This is a genomic window from Minwuia thermotolerans (genome assembly GCF_002924445.1).
GTDB classification, from domain to species: Bacteria; Pseudomonadota; Alphaproteobacteria; order Minwuiales; family Minwuiaceae; genus Minwuia; species Minwuia thermotolerans.
In genome coordinates this window covers 1-18,069 of the sequence record NZ_PIGG01000080.1, presented here as the reverse complement: position 1 = coordinate 18,069, position 18,069 = coordinate 1, and the positions used below count along the sequence as shown (strand labels likewise).

The window sequence follows — 18,069 nt, the reverse complement described above, 5'->3', positions numbered from 1 at the left end:
CTACTCTATGATGGACGCGACGACGCCGGCGCCGACGGTGCGTCCGCCCTCGCGGATGGCGAAGCGCAGGCCCTCGTCCATCGCGATCGGGTTGATCAGCTGCACCGTCATGGCGACGTTGTCGCCCGGCATCACCATCTCCGTGCCTTCCGGCAGTTCGATCACGCCCGTGACGTCCGTCGTCCGGAAATAGAACTGCGGCCGGTAGTTGCCGAAGAACGGCGTGTGACGGCCGCCCTCCTCCTTGGTCAGGATATAGGCCTCCGCCTTGAACTTCGTGTGCGGCGTGATCGAGCCCGGCTTCGCCAGAACCTGGCCGCGCTCCACGTCGTCGCGCGCCACGCCGCGCAGCAGCGCGCCGATGTTGTCGCCCGCCTCGCCCTGATCCAGCAGCTTGCGGAACATCTCCACGCCCGTGCACGTCGTCTTCTTGGTGTCGCGGATGCCGACGATCTCGACCTCCTCGCCAACCTTGACCACGCCGCGCTCCACGCGCCCCGTCACCACCGTGCCGCGGCCCGAGATCGAGAACACGTCCTCGATCGGCATCAGGAACGGCTGGTCCTTCGGACGCTCCGGCTGCGGCACGTACTCGTCCACCGCCTTCATCAGCTCCAGGATCGCCTTCTTGCCGATCTCGTCGTTCGTCCCCTCGACCGCCGCCAGCGCAGAGCCGCGGATGATCGGGATGTCGTCGCCGGGGAAATCGTACGAAGACAGCAGCTCGCGGATCTCCAGCTCGACCAGCTCCAGCAGTTCCTCGTCGTCGACCTGGTCGACCTTGTTCATGAACACCACCAGCGCCGGAACGCCCACCTGGCGCGCCAGCAGGATGTGCTCGCGCGTCTGCGGCATCGGACCGTCCGCCGCCGAAACCACCAGGATCGCGCCGTCCATCTGCGCAGCGCCCGTGATCATGTTCTTCACGTAGTCGGCGTGACCCGGGCAGTCGACATGCGCGTAGTGACGGTTCTCCGTCTCGTACTCCACATGCGCCGTCGAGATCGTGATGCCGCGCGCCTTCTCCTCCGGCGCGTTGTCGATGTCCGCGTACGACTTCACCGCGCCGCCATATTCCGCAAGCGTCATCGTGATCGCCGCCGTCAGCGTCGTCTTGCCGTGGTCAACATGGCCAATCGTGCCAACGTTGCAGTGCGGCTTGTTACGCTCAAACTTCTCCTTGGCCATCTTCTCTTCTCCGGCTCTCGGCTTTGTCGTGTCTCTTCAGTGATGCCCGATCCGCGCCGTCACGCCAGCTTGGCGATGACTTCGTCGGAAATGCTCTGGGGCACCTGCTCATAGTGATCGAACTGCATGGTGAACTGCGCCCGCCCCTGGGTCATGGAGCGCAGCGTGTTCACGTAGCCGAACATGTTGGCCAGCGGCACCATGGCGCTGATGACCGTCGCGTTGCCGCGCGGCTCGGAGCCCTGCACCTGGCCGCGGCGGCTGTTCAGATCGCCCATGACGTCGCCCACGAATTCCTCCGGCGTCACGGCCTCGACCTTCATCATCGGCTCCAGCAGCTTGGCGCCCGCCTTCGGCGCGGCCTCGCGGAACGCCGCCCGGGCGGCGATCTCGAAGGCCAGAACCGAGGAGTCGACGTCGTGGCTGGCGCCGTCGATCAGCTCCGCACGCACGTCGATCAGCGGGAAACCCGCCAGCACGCCGGCGTCGATGACCGAGCGCAGGCCCTTCTCGACGCCCGGGATGTACTCCCGCGGCACCGAACCGCCGACGATCTTGCTTTCGAAGGTGAAGCCGGAGCCCGGCTCGCCGGGACCCAGGATCAGCTTCACCCGCGCGAACTGGCCGGAACCGCCGGTCTGCTTCTTGTGGGTGTAGTCGATCTCGGTGTCGCGGGTCAGCGTCTCGCGGTAGGCCACCTGGGGGGCGCCGACATTGGCCTCGACCTTGAACTCGCGCTTCATGCGGTCGACGATGATGTCGAGGTGAAGTTCGCCCATGCCCTTGATGACCGTCTGGCCGGTCTCCTGGTCGGTGGTCACGCGGAAGGACGGATCCTCCTGCGCCAGCCGGCCGAGCGCGATCGACATCTTCTCGTGGTCGGCCTTGGTCTTCGGCTCCACCGCGATCTCGATGACCGGGTCGGGGAACTCCATCGCTTCCAGCACCACCGGCTTGAGCGGATCGCAGAGCGTGTCGCCCGTGGTGGTGTCCTTCAGCCCGGCGATGGCGATGATGTCGCCGGCCATGGCGACCTTGACGTCCTCGCGGTCGTTGGCGTGCATCATCAGCATGCGGCCGATGCGCTCGCGCTTGCCCTTGACGGAGTTCAGGATCGACTGGCCGCTCTCGACCTGGCCGGAATAGATGCGGCAGAAGGTCAGCGAGCCGACGAACGGGTCCGACATGATCTTGAAGGCCAGCGCCGAGAAGGGTTCGTCGTCGGACGACCGGCGGACCATCTCGGTCTCCGGCTCATCGACCTTGTGACCCTGGATGGCTTCGACGTCGGTGGGGGCCGGCATGTAGTCGACCACGGCATCCAGCAGGGGCTGCACGCCCTTGTTCTTGAATGCGGTGCCCAGCAGCACGGGCACGAAGGCGTTGGTCAGGGTGGCCTTGCGGATCAGCCGGCGCAGCGTGTCGGCGTCCGGCTCCTCGCCATCGAGATAGGCCTCCATGACCGCCTCGTCGAGCTCCACGGCCGCCTCGACCAGCTTCAGGCGGTACTCCGCGGCCTGATCGGCCAGATCCGCCGGAATCTCGCGGTACTCGAACTCGGCGCCCAGCGTCTCTTCCTTCCAGACGATCGCGCGCATCTCGACCAGGTCGACCACGCCGACGAAGTCTGATTCCACGCCGATCGGCAGCTGCAGCGGGATCGGCAGGCAGCCCAGGCGGTCGACCATCATCTCCACGCAGCGGAAGAAGTCGGCGCCCATGCGGTCCATCTTGTTGACGAAGCACATGCGCGGCACGCGGTACTTGTCGGCCTGACGCCAGACGGTCTCGGTCTGCGGCTCCACGCCGGCCACCGCGTCGTAGACGGCGACGGCGCCGTCGAGCACGCGCAGCGAACGCTCCACCTCGATGGTGAAGTCCACATGGCCAGGCGTGTCGATGATGTTGATGCGGTGGTCGCGCCAGAAGCAGGTCGTCGCGGCCGAGGTGATGGTGATGCCCCGCTCCTGCTCCTGCTCCATCCAGTCCATCGTGGCGGCGCCGTCATGGACCTCGCCGATCTTGTGGGAGCGGCCGGTGTAATAGAGGATTCGCTCGGTCGTGGTGGTCTTGCCGGCATCGATGTGGGCCATGATGCCGATATTGCGATAGCGGTTGAGAGGCGTCTGGCGGGACATGTCCTGAACTCCTGCTCCGGCCTTACCAGCGGTAATGGGAGAAGGCCTTGTTGGCCTCCGCCATCCGGTGGGTGTCTTCGCGCTTCTTGACGGCGCCGCCGCGGCTGGAGGCCGCGTCCATCAGCTCGCCGGCCAGACGCTCCATCATGGTGTTCTCGGAACGCTTGCGCGCGGCGTCGATCAGCCAGCGGATGGCCAGCGCCTGGGCGCGCTCGGGGCGAACGTCGACCGGCACCTGGTAGGTGGCGCCGCCGACGCGGCGGGAGCGGACCTCCAGATGGGGACGCGCATTGCTCAGCGCCTCGTGGAAGATGTCGACCGGGTTGCGGCCGATCTTGCGCTCGACCTGCTCGAACGCGTTGTAGACGATGCGCTCCGCGGCGGACTTCTTGCCGTGGTACATCAGGTTGTTCATGAACTTCGACACCACCACGTCCCCGTGAATGGGGTCGGGCAGGATCTCGCGCTTCTCGGCTGCGTGACGACGTGACATGACCTAATTCTCTCCGATCACTTCGGCCGTTTGACGCCGTATTTCGAACGGCGCTGGCGACGGTCCTTGACGCCCTGGGTGTCGAGCACGCCGCGCAGGATGTGGTAGCGCACGCCGGGCAGGTCCTTGACGCGGCCGCCGCGGATCAGCACCACCGAGTGCTCCTGGAGGTTGTGCCCCTCGCCCGGGATATAGCTCGTGACTTCGAAGCCGTTGGTCAGCCGAACGCGCGCGACCTTGCGCAGCGCCGAGTTCGGCTTCTTCGGCGTCGTGGTGTAGACGCGCGTGCAGACGCCGCGCTTCTGGGGGCACGCCTCCATCGCCGGCACCTTGTTGCGCTCGATCGGCGCCTTGCGCGGCTTGCGGATCAACTGGTTAATCGTCGGCATGGTGTCCGAGCCTTCTCCAAACGAAACCTGCCGGGGCGCGCCCCGGTACGTGATTGTTGCGAAACGTGGGTAGCGTTCTTCCAAGCACCGGACAAAGACGAAGCGAGCCGTGAGCCGGCCCGCCGATGTTCCCTGTCCCGACGGCCTGTCCACTGGCCACTGTCAGAGCTTGGACGAACGGAACTGCGTCTTGGACGAAGCCAACTACCAGCACCGCAATGGGCGCGGACTATATGAAGGCACCCCCATAGCGTCAACAGCAAAAGCGCGGAAAAAACCGCTGGCGGGAAAGGGAGTTAGCGGAACGACTTGAGAGACGGAATCGAACGGATTCCGCCGCGCCCGCGCAACAATCTTTCAATAACGGAACGGGGCGGACGCCGAGACGCCCGCCCCCTCCATCATTCGCGGTCGACCGCGCGCCGCCCGACTACTCTCCGGCGGCGGTGATCGCGGTCGGCTCCTCGGCCGCCGGCCTGGCGCTCTCCTCCGCCAGCTTGCGGTCGCGCTCGGCGGCCACCCGGCGGATCTCGTTCATCATCGCGCCCGTCCCCGCGGGGATCAGACGGCCGACGATGACGTTCTCCTTCAGGCCGGCAAGATCGTCGACCTTGCCGTTGACCGACGCCTCCGTGAGTACGCGCGTGGTCTCCTGGAAGGACGCCGCGGAGATGAACGACCGGGTCTGCAGGCTGGCCTTGGTGATGCCGAGCAGCACCGGCTCGCCCCTGGCGATCTCGCCGCCCTCCTTCGCCACCTTGGCGTTCTCGGCCTCGTACTCGTGGCGGTCGATCTGCTCGCCGATGAGCATCGTGGTGTCGCCGGTGCGCGTGATCTCGATCTTCTGCAGCATCTGGCGGGTGATCACCTCGATGTGCTTGTCGTTGATCTTCACGCCCTGCAGCCGGTAGACCTCCTGGATCTCGTTGACTAGGAACTCGGCCAGCGCCTCGACGCCCAGGATCTTGAGGATGTCGTGGGGCGCCGGATTGCCGTCGACGATATAGTCGCCACGGCGCACCTGGTCGCCTTCGTGGACCAGGATGTGGCGGCCCTTGGCGATCAGATAGTCGACCGGCTCCTCGCTGTCGTCATCGGGGATGATCGTCAGCTTGCGCTTCGCCTTGTAGTCCTTGCCGAACTCCACCCGGCCGTCGACCTCGGCCAGGATGGCGTGGTCCTTCGGCCGCCGGGCCTCGAACAGCTCCGCCACCCGCGGCAGGCCGCCGGTGATGTCGCGTGTCTTCGAGCCCTCGCGCGGGATACGCGCCAGCACGTCGCCGGCATGCACGTTCTGGCCGTCCTGGACCGACAGGATCGCGTCGACCGGCAGGAAGTAGCGGGCTTCCTGGTCGTTCTCCAGGTTGATCACCTCGCCCTTCTCGTCGCGGAGCGTGATGCGGGGCCGGAGATCGTTGCCGCCCGCCTGGCTCTTCCAGTCCATGACGACCTTGGAGGCGATGCCCGTGTTCTCGTCGACCACATCGCGCAGGCTGACGCCGTCGACCAGATCGCGATAGGTGACGTCGCCCGACTTCTCGGTGATGACGGGGATCGTGTAGGGATCCCATTCGGCGATCTTCTCGCCGCGCGCCACGGGCTTGCCGTGGTCCTTCGACAGTCGGGTGCCGTAGGGCACGCGGTGACGGGCCCGCTCGCGGCCGTTCTGGTCCAGCAGCACCAGTTCGGTGGTGCGGTTCATCACCACCAGCCGGCCCTGCGAATCCTCGACCACGTTGCGGTCCTCGATCTTCAGCGAGCCGTCATAGGCCGCCTCGACGCTGGAGCTCTCGCCCGCCTGCGCCGCGCCGCCGATGTGGAACGTGCGCATGGTGAGCTGGGTGCCCGGCTCGCCGATGGACTGCGCCGCAATGACGCCGACCGCCTCGCCCTGGTTCACCGGCGTGCCCCGGGCCAGATCGCGGCCGTAGCAGGCCGCGCAGACGCCCTGGCGGTTCTCGCAGGTGAGCACGGAGCGGATACGGACCGCCTCCACGGCGGCGTCGGTGATGACCTCCACCTCCGGCTCTTCGAGCAGCGTGCCGGCCTTGTAGAGCACGTTGCCGCTCACCGGGTCGGTGATGTCCTCGGCCGAGGTACGGCCCAGGATGCGCTCGCCCAGCGGCGCGATGACGTCGGCGCCGTCGACCACTTCGCGCACCAGCAGCCCCTGCGTGGTGCCGCAGTCGACCTCGGTGATCACCGCGTCCTGCGCCACGTCCACCAGACGCCGCGTGAGGTAGCCCGAATTCGCCGTCTTCAGGGCGGTGTCGGCCAGGCCCTTGCGGGCGCCGTGCGTGGAGATGAAGTACTCCGACACGGTCAGGCCTTCCTTGAAGTTGGAGATGATCGGGGTCTCGATGATCTCGCCCGACGGCTTGGCCATCAGGCCGCGCATGCCGGCAAGCTGCTTCATCTGCGCCTGCGAACCGCGGGCGCCGGAATGGGCCATCATGTAGATCGAGTTCGGCTGGCCGTTGTTGGCCAGGCGGGTCGATTCCATGCCCTTCATCATCTCGTCGGCGACCTTGTCGGAGCACTGCATCCAGGCGTCGACGACCTTGTTGTACTTCTCGCCCGTGGTGATCAGGCCGTCGAGATACTGCTGCTCGTACTGCTTGATCAGCTCGTTGGTCTCGCCGACCAGCTTCTCCTTGGCCTCGGGGATGATCATGTCGTCCTTGCCGAAGGAGATGCCGGCCCAGCAGGCGTGGGCGAAGCCCAGACCCATGATCCGGTCGCAGAACATGACCGTCTCCTTCTGACCGGCGTGCCGGTAGACGATGTCGATCATGTTGCCGATCTCCTTCTTGGTCAGCAGCTGATTGACCAGGGAGAAGGGGACATTGGCGTTCTTCGGCAGTTCGCGCGCGATAAGCATGCGGCCCGGCGTGGCCTCGACCAGTTCGGTGACCTCGTTGCCCTCGGCGTCGACCGTCTTCCAGCGCGCCTTGATCTTCGCGTGCATGGCGACGACGCCGTGATCGAGCGCGTACTCGATCTCGTCATCGGTGGCGAAGATCATGCCCTCGCCCTTCGCGCCGTCGGTCTGCATCGACAGGTAGTAGAGGCCGAGGACGATGTCCTGGCTGGGGACGATGATCGGCTTGCCGTTGGCGGGCGAGAGGATGTTGTTGGTCGACATCATCAGCACCCGGGCCTCGAGCTGGGCTTCCAGGGACAGCGGCACGTGCACCGCCATCTGGTCGCCGTCGAAGTCCGCGTTGAAGGCGGTGCAGACCAGCGGATGAAGCTGGATCGCCTTGCCCTCGATCAGCACCGGCTCGAAGGCCTGGATGCCGAGGCGGTGGAGCGTCGGCGCGCGGTTCAGCATCACCGGATGCTCGCGGATGACCTCCTCCAGGATGTCCCAGACCTCCGGGCGCTCCTTCTCGACCAGCTTCTTGGCCGACTTCACGGTGGGCGCGAGGCCCTGCAGTTCCAGCTTGGCGTAGATGAACGGCTTGAACAGCTCCAGCGCCATCTTCTTGGGCAGGCCGCACTGGTGCAGCTTCAGCTCCGGACCGACCACGATGACCGAACGGCCCGAATAGTCGACGCGCTTGCCCAGCAGGTTCTGGCGGAAGCGGCCCTGCTTGCCCTTCAGCATGTCGGCGAGCGACTTCAGCGGGCGCTTGTTGGCGCCGGTGATGACGCGGCCGCGGCGGCCGTTGTCGAACAGGGCGTCGACCGCCTCCTGCAGCATGCGCTTCTCGTTGCGCACGATGATGTCCGGCGCGCGCAGCTCGATCAGCCGCTTCAGGCGGTTGTTGCGGTTGATCACCCGGCGGTAGAGATCGTTCAGGTCGGAGGTCGCGAAGCGGCCGCCGTCCAGCGGCACCAGCGGGCGCAGCTCCGGCGGCAGCACGGGAATGACCTCCAGGATCATCCATTCCGGGCGGTTGCCGGATTCGATGAAGGCCTCGATCAGCTTCAGGCGCTTGACGATCTTCTTGGGCTTCAGCTCGGACTTGGTCTCGGCCAGCTCGCGGCGCAGGTCCTGGCGGATTTCCTGCAGGTCCAGACCCATGAGGATGTCACGCACCGCCTCGGCGCCGATGCCGGCGGTGAAGGCGTCCTCGCCGTACTCGTCCTGGTAGTCGTAGAACTCCTCCTCGGTGAGGAGCTGGAAGCGCTTCAGCGGCGTGAGACCCGGCTCGATGACGATGTGCTGCTCGAAATACAGCACCCGTTCCAGATCCTTCAGCATCATGTCGAGGACCAGGCCGATGCGGCTGGGCAGCGACTTCAGGAACCAGATGTGGGCGACGGGCGCGGCCAGTTCGATATGGCCCATGCGCTCGCGCCGGACCTTCTGGGTCGTGACCTCGACGCCGCACTTCTCGCAGATGATGCCGCGGTACTTCATGCGCTTGTACTTGCCGCACAGGCACTCGTAGTCCTTGATCGGACCGAAGATGCGGGCGCAGAACAGGCCGTCCCGCTCCGGCTTGAAGGTGCGGTAGTTGATGGTCTCCGGCTTCTTCACCTCGCCGAAGGACCAGGAGCGGATCTGGTCGGGACTGGCCAGGCCGATCTTGATGTGATCGAAGCTCTGGGCCGTCTGCTGCTGACCGAACAGTTGCAGGGCGTCTTGCATGGTTACTTACCTCCGAAGGTAGGGCCGAGGGGGTTCGGGGCGGAACCCGCCATCAGCCGTCGGAATCCCTGAGTTCGACGTTCAGACCCAGCGAGCGCATTTCCTTGACGAGCACGTTGAAGCTCTCGGGGATGCCGGCCTCGAACGTGTCGTCGCCGCGGACGATCGCCTCGTAGACCTTGTTGCGGCCGGCCACGTCGTCGGACTTCACCGTCAGCATCTCCTGCAGCGTGTAGGCCGCGCCATAGGCTTCCAGCGCCCAGACCTCCATCTCGCCGAAGCGCTGGCCGCCGAACTGCGCCTTGCCGCCCAGCGGCTGCTGGGTGACCAGGCTGTAGGGGCCGATCGAGCGGGCGTGGATCTTGTCGTCCACCAGATGGTGCAGCTTCAGCATGTAGATGTAGCCGACGGTCACCGGACGGTCGAACTGCTCGCCGGTACGGCCGTCGTGCAGCATGACCTGGCCGGTGCGGTCCAGACCCGCGCGCTCCAGCATCTCCACGATGTCGGGCTCCCGGGCGCCGTCGAACACCGGCGTCGCCATGGGCACGCCGCGGCTGAGATTGGTCGCCAGCTCCATGCGCTCTTCGTCGCCGAGCGCCTGGATGTCCGACATCTCCTCGTCGTTGTAGACCTTGGCGAATTCGGTCAGCAGCGGCTTGGTGCCCTTGCCGTTGGCCTTCACGCCTTCCAGCGCCTCGCCGATCTTCAGGCCCAGGCCGCGCGCGGCCCAGCCCAGATGGGTCTCGAGGATCTGGCCGACGTTCATGCGGCTCGGCACGCCGAGAGGGTTGAGCACCACGTCGACCGGGGTGCCGTCCTCCAGGAAGGGCATGTCCTCTTCCGGCACGATGCGGCTGATGACGCCCTTGTTGCCGTGGCGGCCGGCCATCTTGTCGCCGGGCTGGAGCTTGCGCTTGATGGCCACGAAGACCTTGACCATCTTCATCACGCCAGGCGGCATCTCGTCGCCGCGCTGCAGCTTCTCGACCTTGTTGTTGAAGCGGGCCTGCAGGGCGCCGATGGCCTCGTCGAACTGGCGCCTGAGCGCCTCGATGTCGGCCATCGCCTTGTCGTCGGCCAGCACGATCTGCCACCACTGGCCGTGGCTCAGGCCGCCCAGCACGTCCTCGGTGATCGCAACGCCGGTGCGGAAGCCGCGGGGTCCGCTCTCCGCCTCCTTGCCGAGCAGCAGGTTGCGCAGGCTGGCGTAGATGTTGCGCTCGTAGATGGCGCGTTCGTCTTCCATGTCCTTGCGCAGGCGCTCGATCTCGTCGCGTTCGATCTGCAGGGCGCGCTCGTCCTTCTCGACGCCGTGGCGGTTGAAGACGCGCACCTCGACCACCGTGCCGGAGGTGCCCGGAGGCATCTTCAGCGAGGTGTCGCGCACGTCCGCCGCCTTCTCGCCGAAGATGGCGCGGAGCAGCTTCTCCTCCGGCGTCATCGGGCTCTCGCCCTTCGGCGTGATCTTGCCGACCAGGATGTCGCTCGCCTCGACCTCAGCGCCGATGTAGACGATGCCGGCCTCGTCGAGGTTCTTCAGCGATTCCTCTGAGACGTTGGGAATGTCGCGGGTGATTTCCTCCGGGCCCAGTTTGGTGTCGCGGGCCATGACCTCGAACTCCTCGATGTGGATCGAGGTGAAGACGTCGTCCTTCACGATCCGCTCGGAGATGAGGATGGAGTCCTCGAAGTTGTAGCCCATCCACGGCATGAAGGCGACGAGCACGTTCCGCCCGAGCGCCAGTTCGCCCATGTCGGTGGAGGGGCCGTCGGCCATGATGTCGCCGACCTTCACCATGTCGCCCACCTTCACCAGCGGCCGCTGGGTAATGCAGGTCGACTGGTTGGAGCGCTGGAACTTCAGCAGCTTGTAGATGTCGACGCCCGAACGCGACAGGTCGGCCACGTCTGTGGCGCGGACCACGATGCGCTCCGCGTCGATCTGCTCGACCACGCCGTCGCGGCGCGCCACCACGGTGACGCCCGAATCGCGGGCCACCACGGACTCCATGCCGGTGCCCACATAGGGCGCCTCGGGCTGCAGCAGGGGCACCGCCTGACGCTGCATGTTGGCGCCCATCAGGGCGCGGTTGGCGTCGTCGTTCTCGAGGAAAGGCACCAGCGCCGCGGCGACGGACACGAGCTGCTTCGGCGAGACGTCGATGTAGTCGATGTCCTGCGGCCGGGCGAGGATGAACTCGCCGCCATGACGGCTGGAGACCAGATCCTCGGTGAAGGCGAAGGTCTCCGGATCGAAGGGCGCGTTCGCCTGGGCGATGGTGTAGCGGCCTTCCTCCATGGCGGAGAGATAGGCTGACTCCTCGGTGACCTTGCCGTCCTTCACCCGGCGGTACGGGCTCTCGATGAAGCCGTACTGGTTGATCCGCGCAAAGCTGGCCAGGCTGTTGATCAGGCCGATGTTCGGGCCTTCCGGCGTCTCCACCGGGCAGATGCGGCCATAATGCGTCGGGTGCACGTCGCGCACCTCGAAGCCGGCGCGCTCGCGGGTCAGGCCGCCCGGGCCGAGGGCCGAGAGGCGGCGCTTGTGGGTGACCTCTGAGAGCGGGTTGGTCTGGTCCATGAACTGGCTGAGCTGCGAGGAGCCGAAGAACTCCCGCACCGCCGCCGCCGCCGGTTTGGCGTTGATCAGGTCCTGCGGCATCACGGTGTCGATCTCGACCGAGCTCATGCGCTCGCGGATCGCGCGCTCCATGCGCAGCAGGCCGATGCGGTACTGGTTCTCCATCAGCTCGCCGACCGAGCGGACCCGGCGGTTGCCGAGATGGTCGATGTCGTCGATCTCGCCCTTGCCGTCCTTCAGGCCGACCAGATAGGTGACGACCGCCAGGATGTCCTCCTTGCGCAGCACGCGCACGGTGTCCTCGGCCTCCAGCTCCAGGCGCGCGTTCAGCTTCACGCGGCCGACGGCCGAGAGATCGTAGCGCTCGGAATCGAAGAACAGGCCCTGGAACAGGGCTTCGGCGGTCTCCTCGGTCGGCGGCTCGCCGGGGCGCATGACGCGGTAGATGTCGACCAGCGCGGTGTCGCGGCTGGTGTTCTTGTCCACCGCCAGGGTGTTGCGGATGTGGGCGCCGACGGTGATGTTGTCGATGTCCAGCAGCGGCAGTTCGGTCATGCCGGCGTCGACCAGGGTCTCCAGCAGCTTCTCGTCGATGGCGTCGCCGCCCTCGGCGAAGACCTCGCCGGTCTTCTCGTCGATCAGGTCGTGGGCGACGAAGCGGCCGATCAGGTCCTCGGCCGGGATCAGCATGTGGCTCATGCCGCCCTCGACCAGTTTCTTGCCCGCGCGCGGCGCCAGCTTGTCGCCCGCCTTCGCCACCACTTCGCCCGAGTCGGCGTCGATGATGTCCGCCAGCAGGCGCTGGCCGCGATAGCGGTCGGGCTCGAACGGCGCGCGCCAGCCCTTCTTGTCGTGGGCGACGGTCACGGTGTCGTAGAAATGCTCCAGGATCTCGTCCGACGACATGCCCAGCGCATAGAGCAGCGTCGTCGCCGGCAGCTTGCGCCGGCGGTCGATGCGGACATGGACGATGTCCTTGTGGTCGAACTCGAAATCCAGCCACGACCCGCGATAGGGAATGACGCGGGCGGCGTGGAGCAGCTTGCCGGACGAATGGGTCTTGCCCCGGTCATGGTCGAAGAACACGCCCGGCGAGCGGTGCATCTGGGAGACGATGACGCGCTCGGTGCCGTTGATGATGAAGGTGCCCTTGTCCGTCATCAGGGGCATGTCGCCCATGTAGACGTCCTGCTCCTTGATATCGAGGACCGACTTGGCGCCGGTGTCCTCGTCGACCTCGAAGACGATCAGCCGCAGCGTCACCTTCAGCGGCGCGGCGTAGGTCAGCCCGCGCTGGATGCATTCGTCGACGTCGTACTTCGGCTCCTCGAACTCGTAGCGCACGAACTCCAGGCTCGAGGTCTCCGAGAAATCGGAAATCGGAAAGACAGAGCGGAAAACGCCCTCCAGCCCGTTGTCGCCCCGTTCCTCGGCCGGCGTATCGGCCATGAGGAAGGTTTCATAGGAGGCCCGCTGAACCTCGATCAGGTTCGGCATGGGGACCACTTCGGCGATGCGGCCGAAGTTGTGGCGAACGCGCTTGCGAGCGGTAAAAGAAAGCGGCATTCCTGTTCCTCGTCCGACCGGGGCCCTCGTGGACGGGCCCGCATTGTCCGCCGGCTTTCGCGCCCGGTGGCCGGCAGGGCCGGACCGGGACGGGGCGCCGCGCTATCCCCCGTTCAGGGCCGTGTGGTGCCCTGAACGCCTTCAACCGCCCGGAGACGCACTCCGGCCGGTCGCCGCGGCGCCCTCGACGAGGCCGCCGCCTGACAGATGGCGATCCCGCCGGCCGCCGGTAACCCGGCAGCCGGCGAAATCACGCAGATCACTTCAACTCGACCTTGGCGCCAACGCCCTCGAGCTGCTCCTTGATCTTCTCGGCCTCGTCCTTCGAAGCGCCTTCCTTGATGGCCTTCGGGGCAGCCTCGACCAGTTCCTTGGCCTCCTTCAGGCCCAGGCCGGTGATGCTGCGGACTTCCTTGATCACGTTGATCTTCTTGTCGCCGACTTCGGCCAGAACGACGTCGAACTCGGTCTGCTCCTCGGCCGCGGCGGCTTCACCGCCGCCCCCGGCTGCGGCGGCCGGCGCCGCGACGGCGGCGGCGGCGGAGACGCCCCACTTCTCCTCGAGAAGCTTGGCGAGTTCGGCCGCCTCGAGGACGGTCAGGTTCGAGAGATCTTCGGCAATTTTTTCCAGATCAGCCATTTGTTCGGTTTCCTTGGTCAGTGAGGTTGTCGACGGGGCCCGTATGAGAAGACCTTGTCCGTCAGGCGTCTTCCTTGGTGGCGTATGCGTTGAGCACCCGCGCGAGCTGCGAAGCCGGGGCCTGCACCACCTGGGCGACCTTGGTCGCCGGGGCGTTCAGCAGGCCGATGATCTTCGCGCGCAGATCGTCGAGCGACGGCAGTTCGGCCAGAGCCTTGACGCCGTCGGCCTCGAGCACATGCTCGCCCATCGCGCCGCCGAGAATCACGAGCTTCTCGTTCTTCTTGGCGTACTCCACCGCCACCTTCGCCGCCGCGACCGGATCGTTCGAATAGGCGATCGCGGTCGGTCCGGTGAAGCTGTCGGTGAGCGCACTGTAGGACGTGCCTTCGAGAGCGATCTTCACGAGCCTGTTCTTCGTGACTTTGAAGCTGGCGCCCGCTTCGCGGACCCGGCTCCGGAGATCGGTCATCTCCGCAACCGAGAGGCCCTTGTAGTGGGTGATGACGACGAGGGCCGTGTTCTCGAACACGTCCTTCATCTCGCCGATCAGCGCCGCCTTTTCTTCCCGGTTCACTCTTTCGCTCCTTCTCACGGAACCCTTCGGCCGGCGATCCGGCTTCGGGGTTCCAGCCCTGGGACGGTTGGTTTGCGGAGCCGAGGCTCCCCGTCCCTCTTCATGTCCTGCCCCAGGGTCTTGACCCGGAAACGCGCGCGGCGGACCGCGTTCATTCCGGTTCGCAACTCCCGTCTATTGCAGGCCCGGCTTCGGATTAAGCCGTTCGGGCGCGGAGCCGTCGCGGCGCCTGCAGTCTCGGACAGGTGATCCCTCGGGCCGCAGGGGCCGTCGGGACCGCGCCGCCACCGGTTGGACCCGGCGGCGGAATTCCGTGGTCGACGCTCAGGCCGCGGGCTGCGGATTGAGCGTCGAGATGTCGATCTTCACGCCCGGCCCCATGGTCGAGCTGACCGCCGCGCGCTTCAGGTACTGGCCCTTGGCGCCCGCCGGCTTCGCCTTCAGCAGCGCCTCCACCAGGGAGCGCGCATTGCCGAGAAGCTGTTCCTCGGTAAAGCTGGCCTTGCCGATGCCGGCGTGGACGATGCCCGCCTTCTCGACACGGAACGTCACCTGACCGCCCTTGGCCGCCGCGACCGCTTCCTTGACGTTCGGCGTGACCGTGCCGAGCTTCGGGTTCGGCATCAGGCCGCGCGGGCCCAGCACCTTGCCGAGCCGGCCGACCACCGGCATCATGTCGGGCGTCGCGATCACGGTGTCGAAGGGCATGTCGCCGGCCTGCACCCGTTCGGCCAGATCCTCGGCGCCAACGATGTCGGCCCCGGCGGCGGTGGCCTCATCGGCCTTGTCACCCTTGGCGAAGACCGCCACGCGGACGGTCTTGCCCGTGCCGTTGGGCAGTTGCACCACGCCGCGCACCATCTGGTCGGCGTGCCGCGGATCGACGCCCAGGTTGACGGCCATCTCCACGGTCTCGTCGAACCTGGCGACCGCCCTGGCCTTCACCGCCTTGATCGCATCCTCCAGCGACACCTGTGCGTCGCGGTCGATGCCCTCCTGGGCGGCAGTGTAACGTTTTCCCTTGCGCGCCATCGTTCTACTCCACCACCTGCAGGCCCATCGAGCGGGCGGAGCCCGCGATCACCTTCATCGCCTGGTCCAGATCCGCGGCGTTGAGATCGGGCATCTTCTGCTCGGCGATCTCGCGGACCTGCGCCCGGGTCACCTGGCCGACGAAACCCTTGCCGGGCGTCGCGGCGCCCTTCTGCAGGCCGGCGGCCTTCTTGAGGAAGTAGGACGCCGGCGGCGTCTTGGACACGAAGGTGAAGGAGCGGTCCGAATAGGCGGTGATGATCACCGGGATCGGCATCCCCTTCTCCATGTTCTGCGTCTCGGCGTTGAACGCCTTGCAGAACTCCATGATGTTCAGGCCGCGCTGACCCAGCGCGGGACCGATCGGCGGCGACGGATTGGCGGCGCCCGCCGGCACCTGCAGCTTGATGTAGCCTGCGATCTTCTTTGCCATTTCAGACCCTTCTGACGTCTACCAAGGGGGCGTGGTGCGGCCATGGCGGGCCTTCCACACCATTCACTCGCCAAATGCGCGCGTGACCTCGCTGCGTACCCGGTCCGTGTCGCCGAACCCGCGTCGCAGTCGGATCAGTTTGATGCACCTCGAGGCATTTGGTTGAGCCGACGGCTTTTATAGCCCCCGGCCATCCGATTCAAGGAAAAAGAATCGCCGTTCGCCGGATCGGCAGGCGGCGGCGCTCAGTCCAGCTTCTCCACCTGGGAATATTCGAGCTCCACCGGCGTGGCGCGGCCGAAGATGGAGACCGACACCTTGACCCGGGCGCGCTCCTCGTCGACGTCCTCGACGACGCCGTTGAACGAAGCGAAGGGCCCGTCGGAGACGCGGACCTGCTCGCCGATGTCGAAGGTGATCGAGGGTTTGGGCCGCTCGATGCCCTCCTGCATCTGCTGCAGGATGCGCATGGCTTCCTTTTCCGGGATCGGCTGAGGCTTGTTGCCCGAGCCCAGGAAGCCGGAAACCTTGCCGACGTTCTTGATCAGGTGATAGCTCTCGTCGGTCAGTTCCATCTTCACCAGCACATAGCCGGGAAAGAACTTGCGTTCGGCGCTGACCTTCTGGCCGCGGCGCATTTCCACGACCTCCTCCATCGGCACCATGACCTCCTCGATCAGGTCGGTCATGTTCTTCTGAACGGCCTGCTCGCGGATCGCCTGGGCGACCTTCTTCTCGAAACCGGAATAAGCGTGAACGATGTACCAGCGCGCTGTCATGGTCAGCTCCCCAGTTCCAGAATGAAGCCGACACCGGTCTGGATGATGATGTCGACCACCAGGAAGAAGACCGCCGCAATGGCGACCATGATGAAGACCATCATGGTGGTGACGCCCGTCTCCTTGCGTGTCGGCCAGGTCGTGCGCGCGCCCTCGGCCCGGACCTGGCGCAGGAACTCGACCGGCCCGACCTTCTTCTTCGGGGCGGGCTTGTCGGCCGGCTTGGACGATGCCGCGGGGGTCGTTTTCTGGCCGCGACCGCGCGGGGTCCCGGACTTCGACTTGGCCATAGCGATCTTTCTGCTGTTCTACGCCAACACTTGCGCGCCAGCCGCTTCAGGGTCGGGCATGGCAGGAGTGGAGGGACTCGAACCCCCAACCCCCGGTTTTGGAGACCGGTGCTCTGCCAGTTGAGCTACACTCCTATGCCCGGCGGGCCGGCTGGCCCGCCTGTACGCGATACTACTCTATGATGGACGCGACGACGCCGGCGCCGACGGTGCGTCCGCCCTCGCGGATGGCGAAGCGCAGGCCCTCGTCCATCGCGATCGGGTTGATCAGCTGCACCGTCATGGCGACGTTGTCGCCCGGCATCACCATCTCCGTGCCTTCCGGCAGTTCGATCACGCCCGTGACGTCCGTCGTCCGGAAATAGAACTGCGGCCGGTAGTTGCCGAAGAACGGCGTGTGACGGCCGCCCTCCTCCTTGGTCAGGATATAGGCCTCCGCCTTGAACTTCGTGTGCGGCGTGATCGAGCCCGGCTTCGCCAGAACCTGGCCGCGCTCCACGTCGTCGCGCGCCACGCCGCGCAGCAGCGCGCCGATGTTGTCGCCCGCCTCGCCCTGATCCAGCAGCTTGCGGAACATCTCCACGCCCGTGCACGTCGTCTTCTTGGTGTCGCGGATGCCGACGATCTCGACCTCCTCGCCAACCTTGACCACGCCGCGCTCCACGCGCCCCGTCACCACCGTGCCGCGGCCCGAGATCGAGAACACGTCCTCGATCGGCATCAGGAACGGCTGGTCCTTCGGACGCTCCGGCTGCGGCACGTACTCGTCCACCGCCTTCATCAGCTCCAGGATCGCCTTCTTGCCGATCTCGTCGTTCGTCCCCTCGACCGCCGCCAGCGCAGAGCCGCGGATGATCGGGATGTCGTCGCCGGGGAAATCGTACGAAGACAGCAGCTCGCGGATCTCCAGCTCGACCAGCTCCAGCAGTTCCTCGTCGTCGACCTGGTCGACCTTGTTCATGAACACCACCAGCGCCGGAACGCCCACCTGGCGCGCCAGCAGGATGTGCTCGCGCGTCTGCGGCATCGGACCGTCCGCCGCCGAAACCACCAGGATCGCGCCGTCCATCTGCGCAGCGCCCGTGATCATGTTCTTCACGTAGTCGGCGTGACCCGGGCAGTCGACATGCGCGTAGTGACGGTTCTCCGTCTCGTACTCCACATGCGCCGTCGAGATCGTGATGCCGCGCGCCTTCTCCTCCGGCGCGTTGTCGATGTCCGCGTACGACTTCACCGCGCCGCCATATTCCGCAAGCGTCATCGTGATCGCCGCCGTCAGCGTCGTCTTGCCGTGGTCAACATGGCCAATCGTGCCAACGTTGCAGTGCGGCTTGTTACGCTCAAACTTCTCCTTGGCCAT

The 18,069-nt window shown here is 66.2% G+C and carries 13 protein-coding genes and 1 tRNA gene; all 14 read right to left on the bottom strand.

What is annotated here, in order from left to right; translation table 11 throughout:
- Entirely contained in the window at positions 1–1,188 is a 1,188-nt protein-coding gene (gene tuf / locus CWC60_RS22255; RefSeq protein ID WP_109795960.1) for an elongation factor Tu, read from the bottom strand.
- Positions 1,189–1,247: 59 nt separating this feature from the next.
- Positions 1,248–3,326 (bottom strand): elongation factor G, encoded by a 2,079-nt coding sequence (gene fusA / locus CWC60_RS22250; protein ID WP_109796117.1) that lies wholly within the window; start codon positions 3,324–3,326, stop codon positions 1,248–1,250.
- Positions 3,327–3,348: 22 nt separating this feature from the next.
- Positions 3,349–3,819: a 30S ribosomal protein S7 gene (gene rpsG / locus CWC60_RS22245; RefSeq protein ID WP_109796116.1), complete on the bottom strand. Its 471-nt coding sequence runs from the start codon at positions 3,817–3,819 to the stop codon at positions 3,349–3,351.
- A 17-nt stretch (positions 3,820–3,836) separates the two neighbouring features.
- Positions 3,837–4,208 carry a 30S ribosomal protein S12 gene (rpsL, locus tag CWC60_RS22240; RefSeq protein ID WP_109796115.1) on the bottom strand — a complete coding sequence of 124 codons (372 nt, stop codon included), beginning with the start codon at positions 4,206–4,208 and terminating at the stop codon, positions 3,837–3,839.
- A gap of 430 nt (positions 4,209–4,638) precedes the next feature.
- Positions 4,639–8,808, bottom strand: a complete 4,170-nt coding sequence (rpoC, locus tag CWC60_RS22235; protein WP_109796114.1) for a DNA-directed RNA polymerase subunit beta' — start codon at positions 8,806–8,808, stop codon at positions 4,639–4,641.
- 52 nt (positions 8,809–8,860) lie between these two features.
- Complete coding sequence (gene rpoB / locus CWC60_RS22230) at positions 8,861–12,958, bottom strand: DNA-directed RNA polymerase subunit beta (RefSeq protein ID WP_109796113.1); 4,098 nt, start codon at positions 12,956–12,958, stop codon at positions 8,861–8,863.
- 259 nt (positions 12,959–13,217) lie between these two features.
- On the bottom strand, positions 13,218–13,598 hold the full coding sequence (gene rplL / locus CWC60_RS22225) for a 50S ribosomal protein L7/L12 (protein ID WP_109796112.1): 381 nt from the start codon (positions 13,596–13,598) through the stop codon (positions 13,218–13,220).
- A gap of 61 nt (positions 13,599–13,659) precedes the next feature.
- The gene (rplJ, locus tag CWC60_RS22220; RefSeq protein ID WP_109796111.1) at positions 13,660–14,175 is read right to left on the bottom strand and encodes a 50S ribosomal protein L10; all 516 of its coding nucleotides are present in this window, start codon (positions 14,173–14,175) and stop codon (positions 13,660–13,662) included.
- A 324-nt stretch (positions 14,176–14,499) separates the two neighbouring features.
- Complete coding sequence (rplA, locus tag CWC60_RS22215; protein ID WP_109796110.1) at positions 14,500–15,207, bottom strand: 50S ribosomal protein L1; 708 nt, start codon at positions 15,205–15,207, stop codon at positions 14,500–14,502.
- 4 nt (positions 15,208–15,211) lie between these two features.
- Positions 15,212–15,640: a 50S ribosomal protein L11 gene (rplK, locus tag CWC60_RS22210; protein WP_109796109.1), complete on the bottom strand. Its 429-nt coding sequence runs from the start codon at positions 15,638–15,640 to the stop codon at positions 15,212–15,214.
- A gap of 245 nt (positions 15,641–15,885) precedes the next feature.
- Positions 15,886–16,419 carry a transcription termination/antitermination protein NusG gene (gene nusG, locus CWC60_RS22205; protein ID WP_109796108.1) on the bottom strand — a complete coding sequence of 178 codons (534 nt, stop codon included), beginning with the start codon at positions 16,417–16,419 and terminating at the stop codon, positions 15,886–15,888.
- Positions 16,420–16,421: 2 nt separating this feature from the next.
- On the bottom strand, positions 16,422–16,709 hold the full coding sequence (gene secE / locus CWC60_RS22200) for a preprotein translocase subunit SecE (RefSeq protein ID WP_109796107.1): 288 nt from the start codon (positions 16,707–16,709) through the stop codon (positions 16,422–16,424).
- A 59-nt stretch (positions 16,710–16,768) separates the two neighbouring features.
- Positions 16,769–16,844: transfer RNA gene (locus CWC60_RS22195), tRNA-Trp, on the bottom strand.
- A gap of 37 nt (positions 16,845–16,881) precedes the next feature.
- Positions 16,882–18,069, bottom strand: a complete 1,188-nt coding sequence (gene tuf / locus CWC60_RS22190; RefSeq protein WP_109795960.1) for an elongation factor Tu — start codon at positions 18,067–18,069, stop codon at positions 16,882–16,884.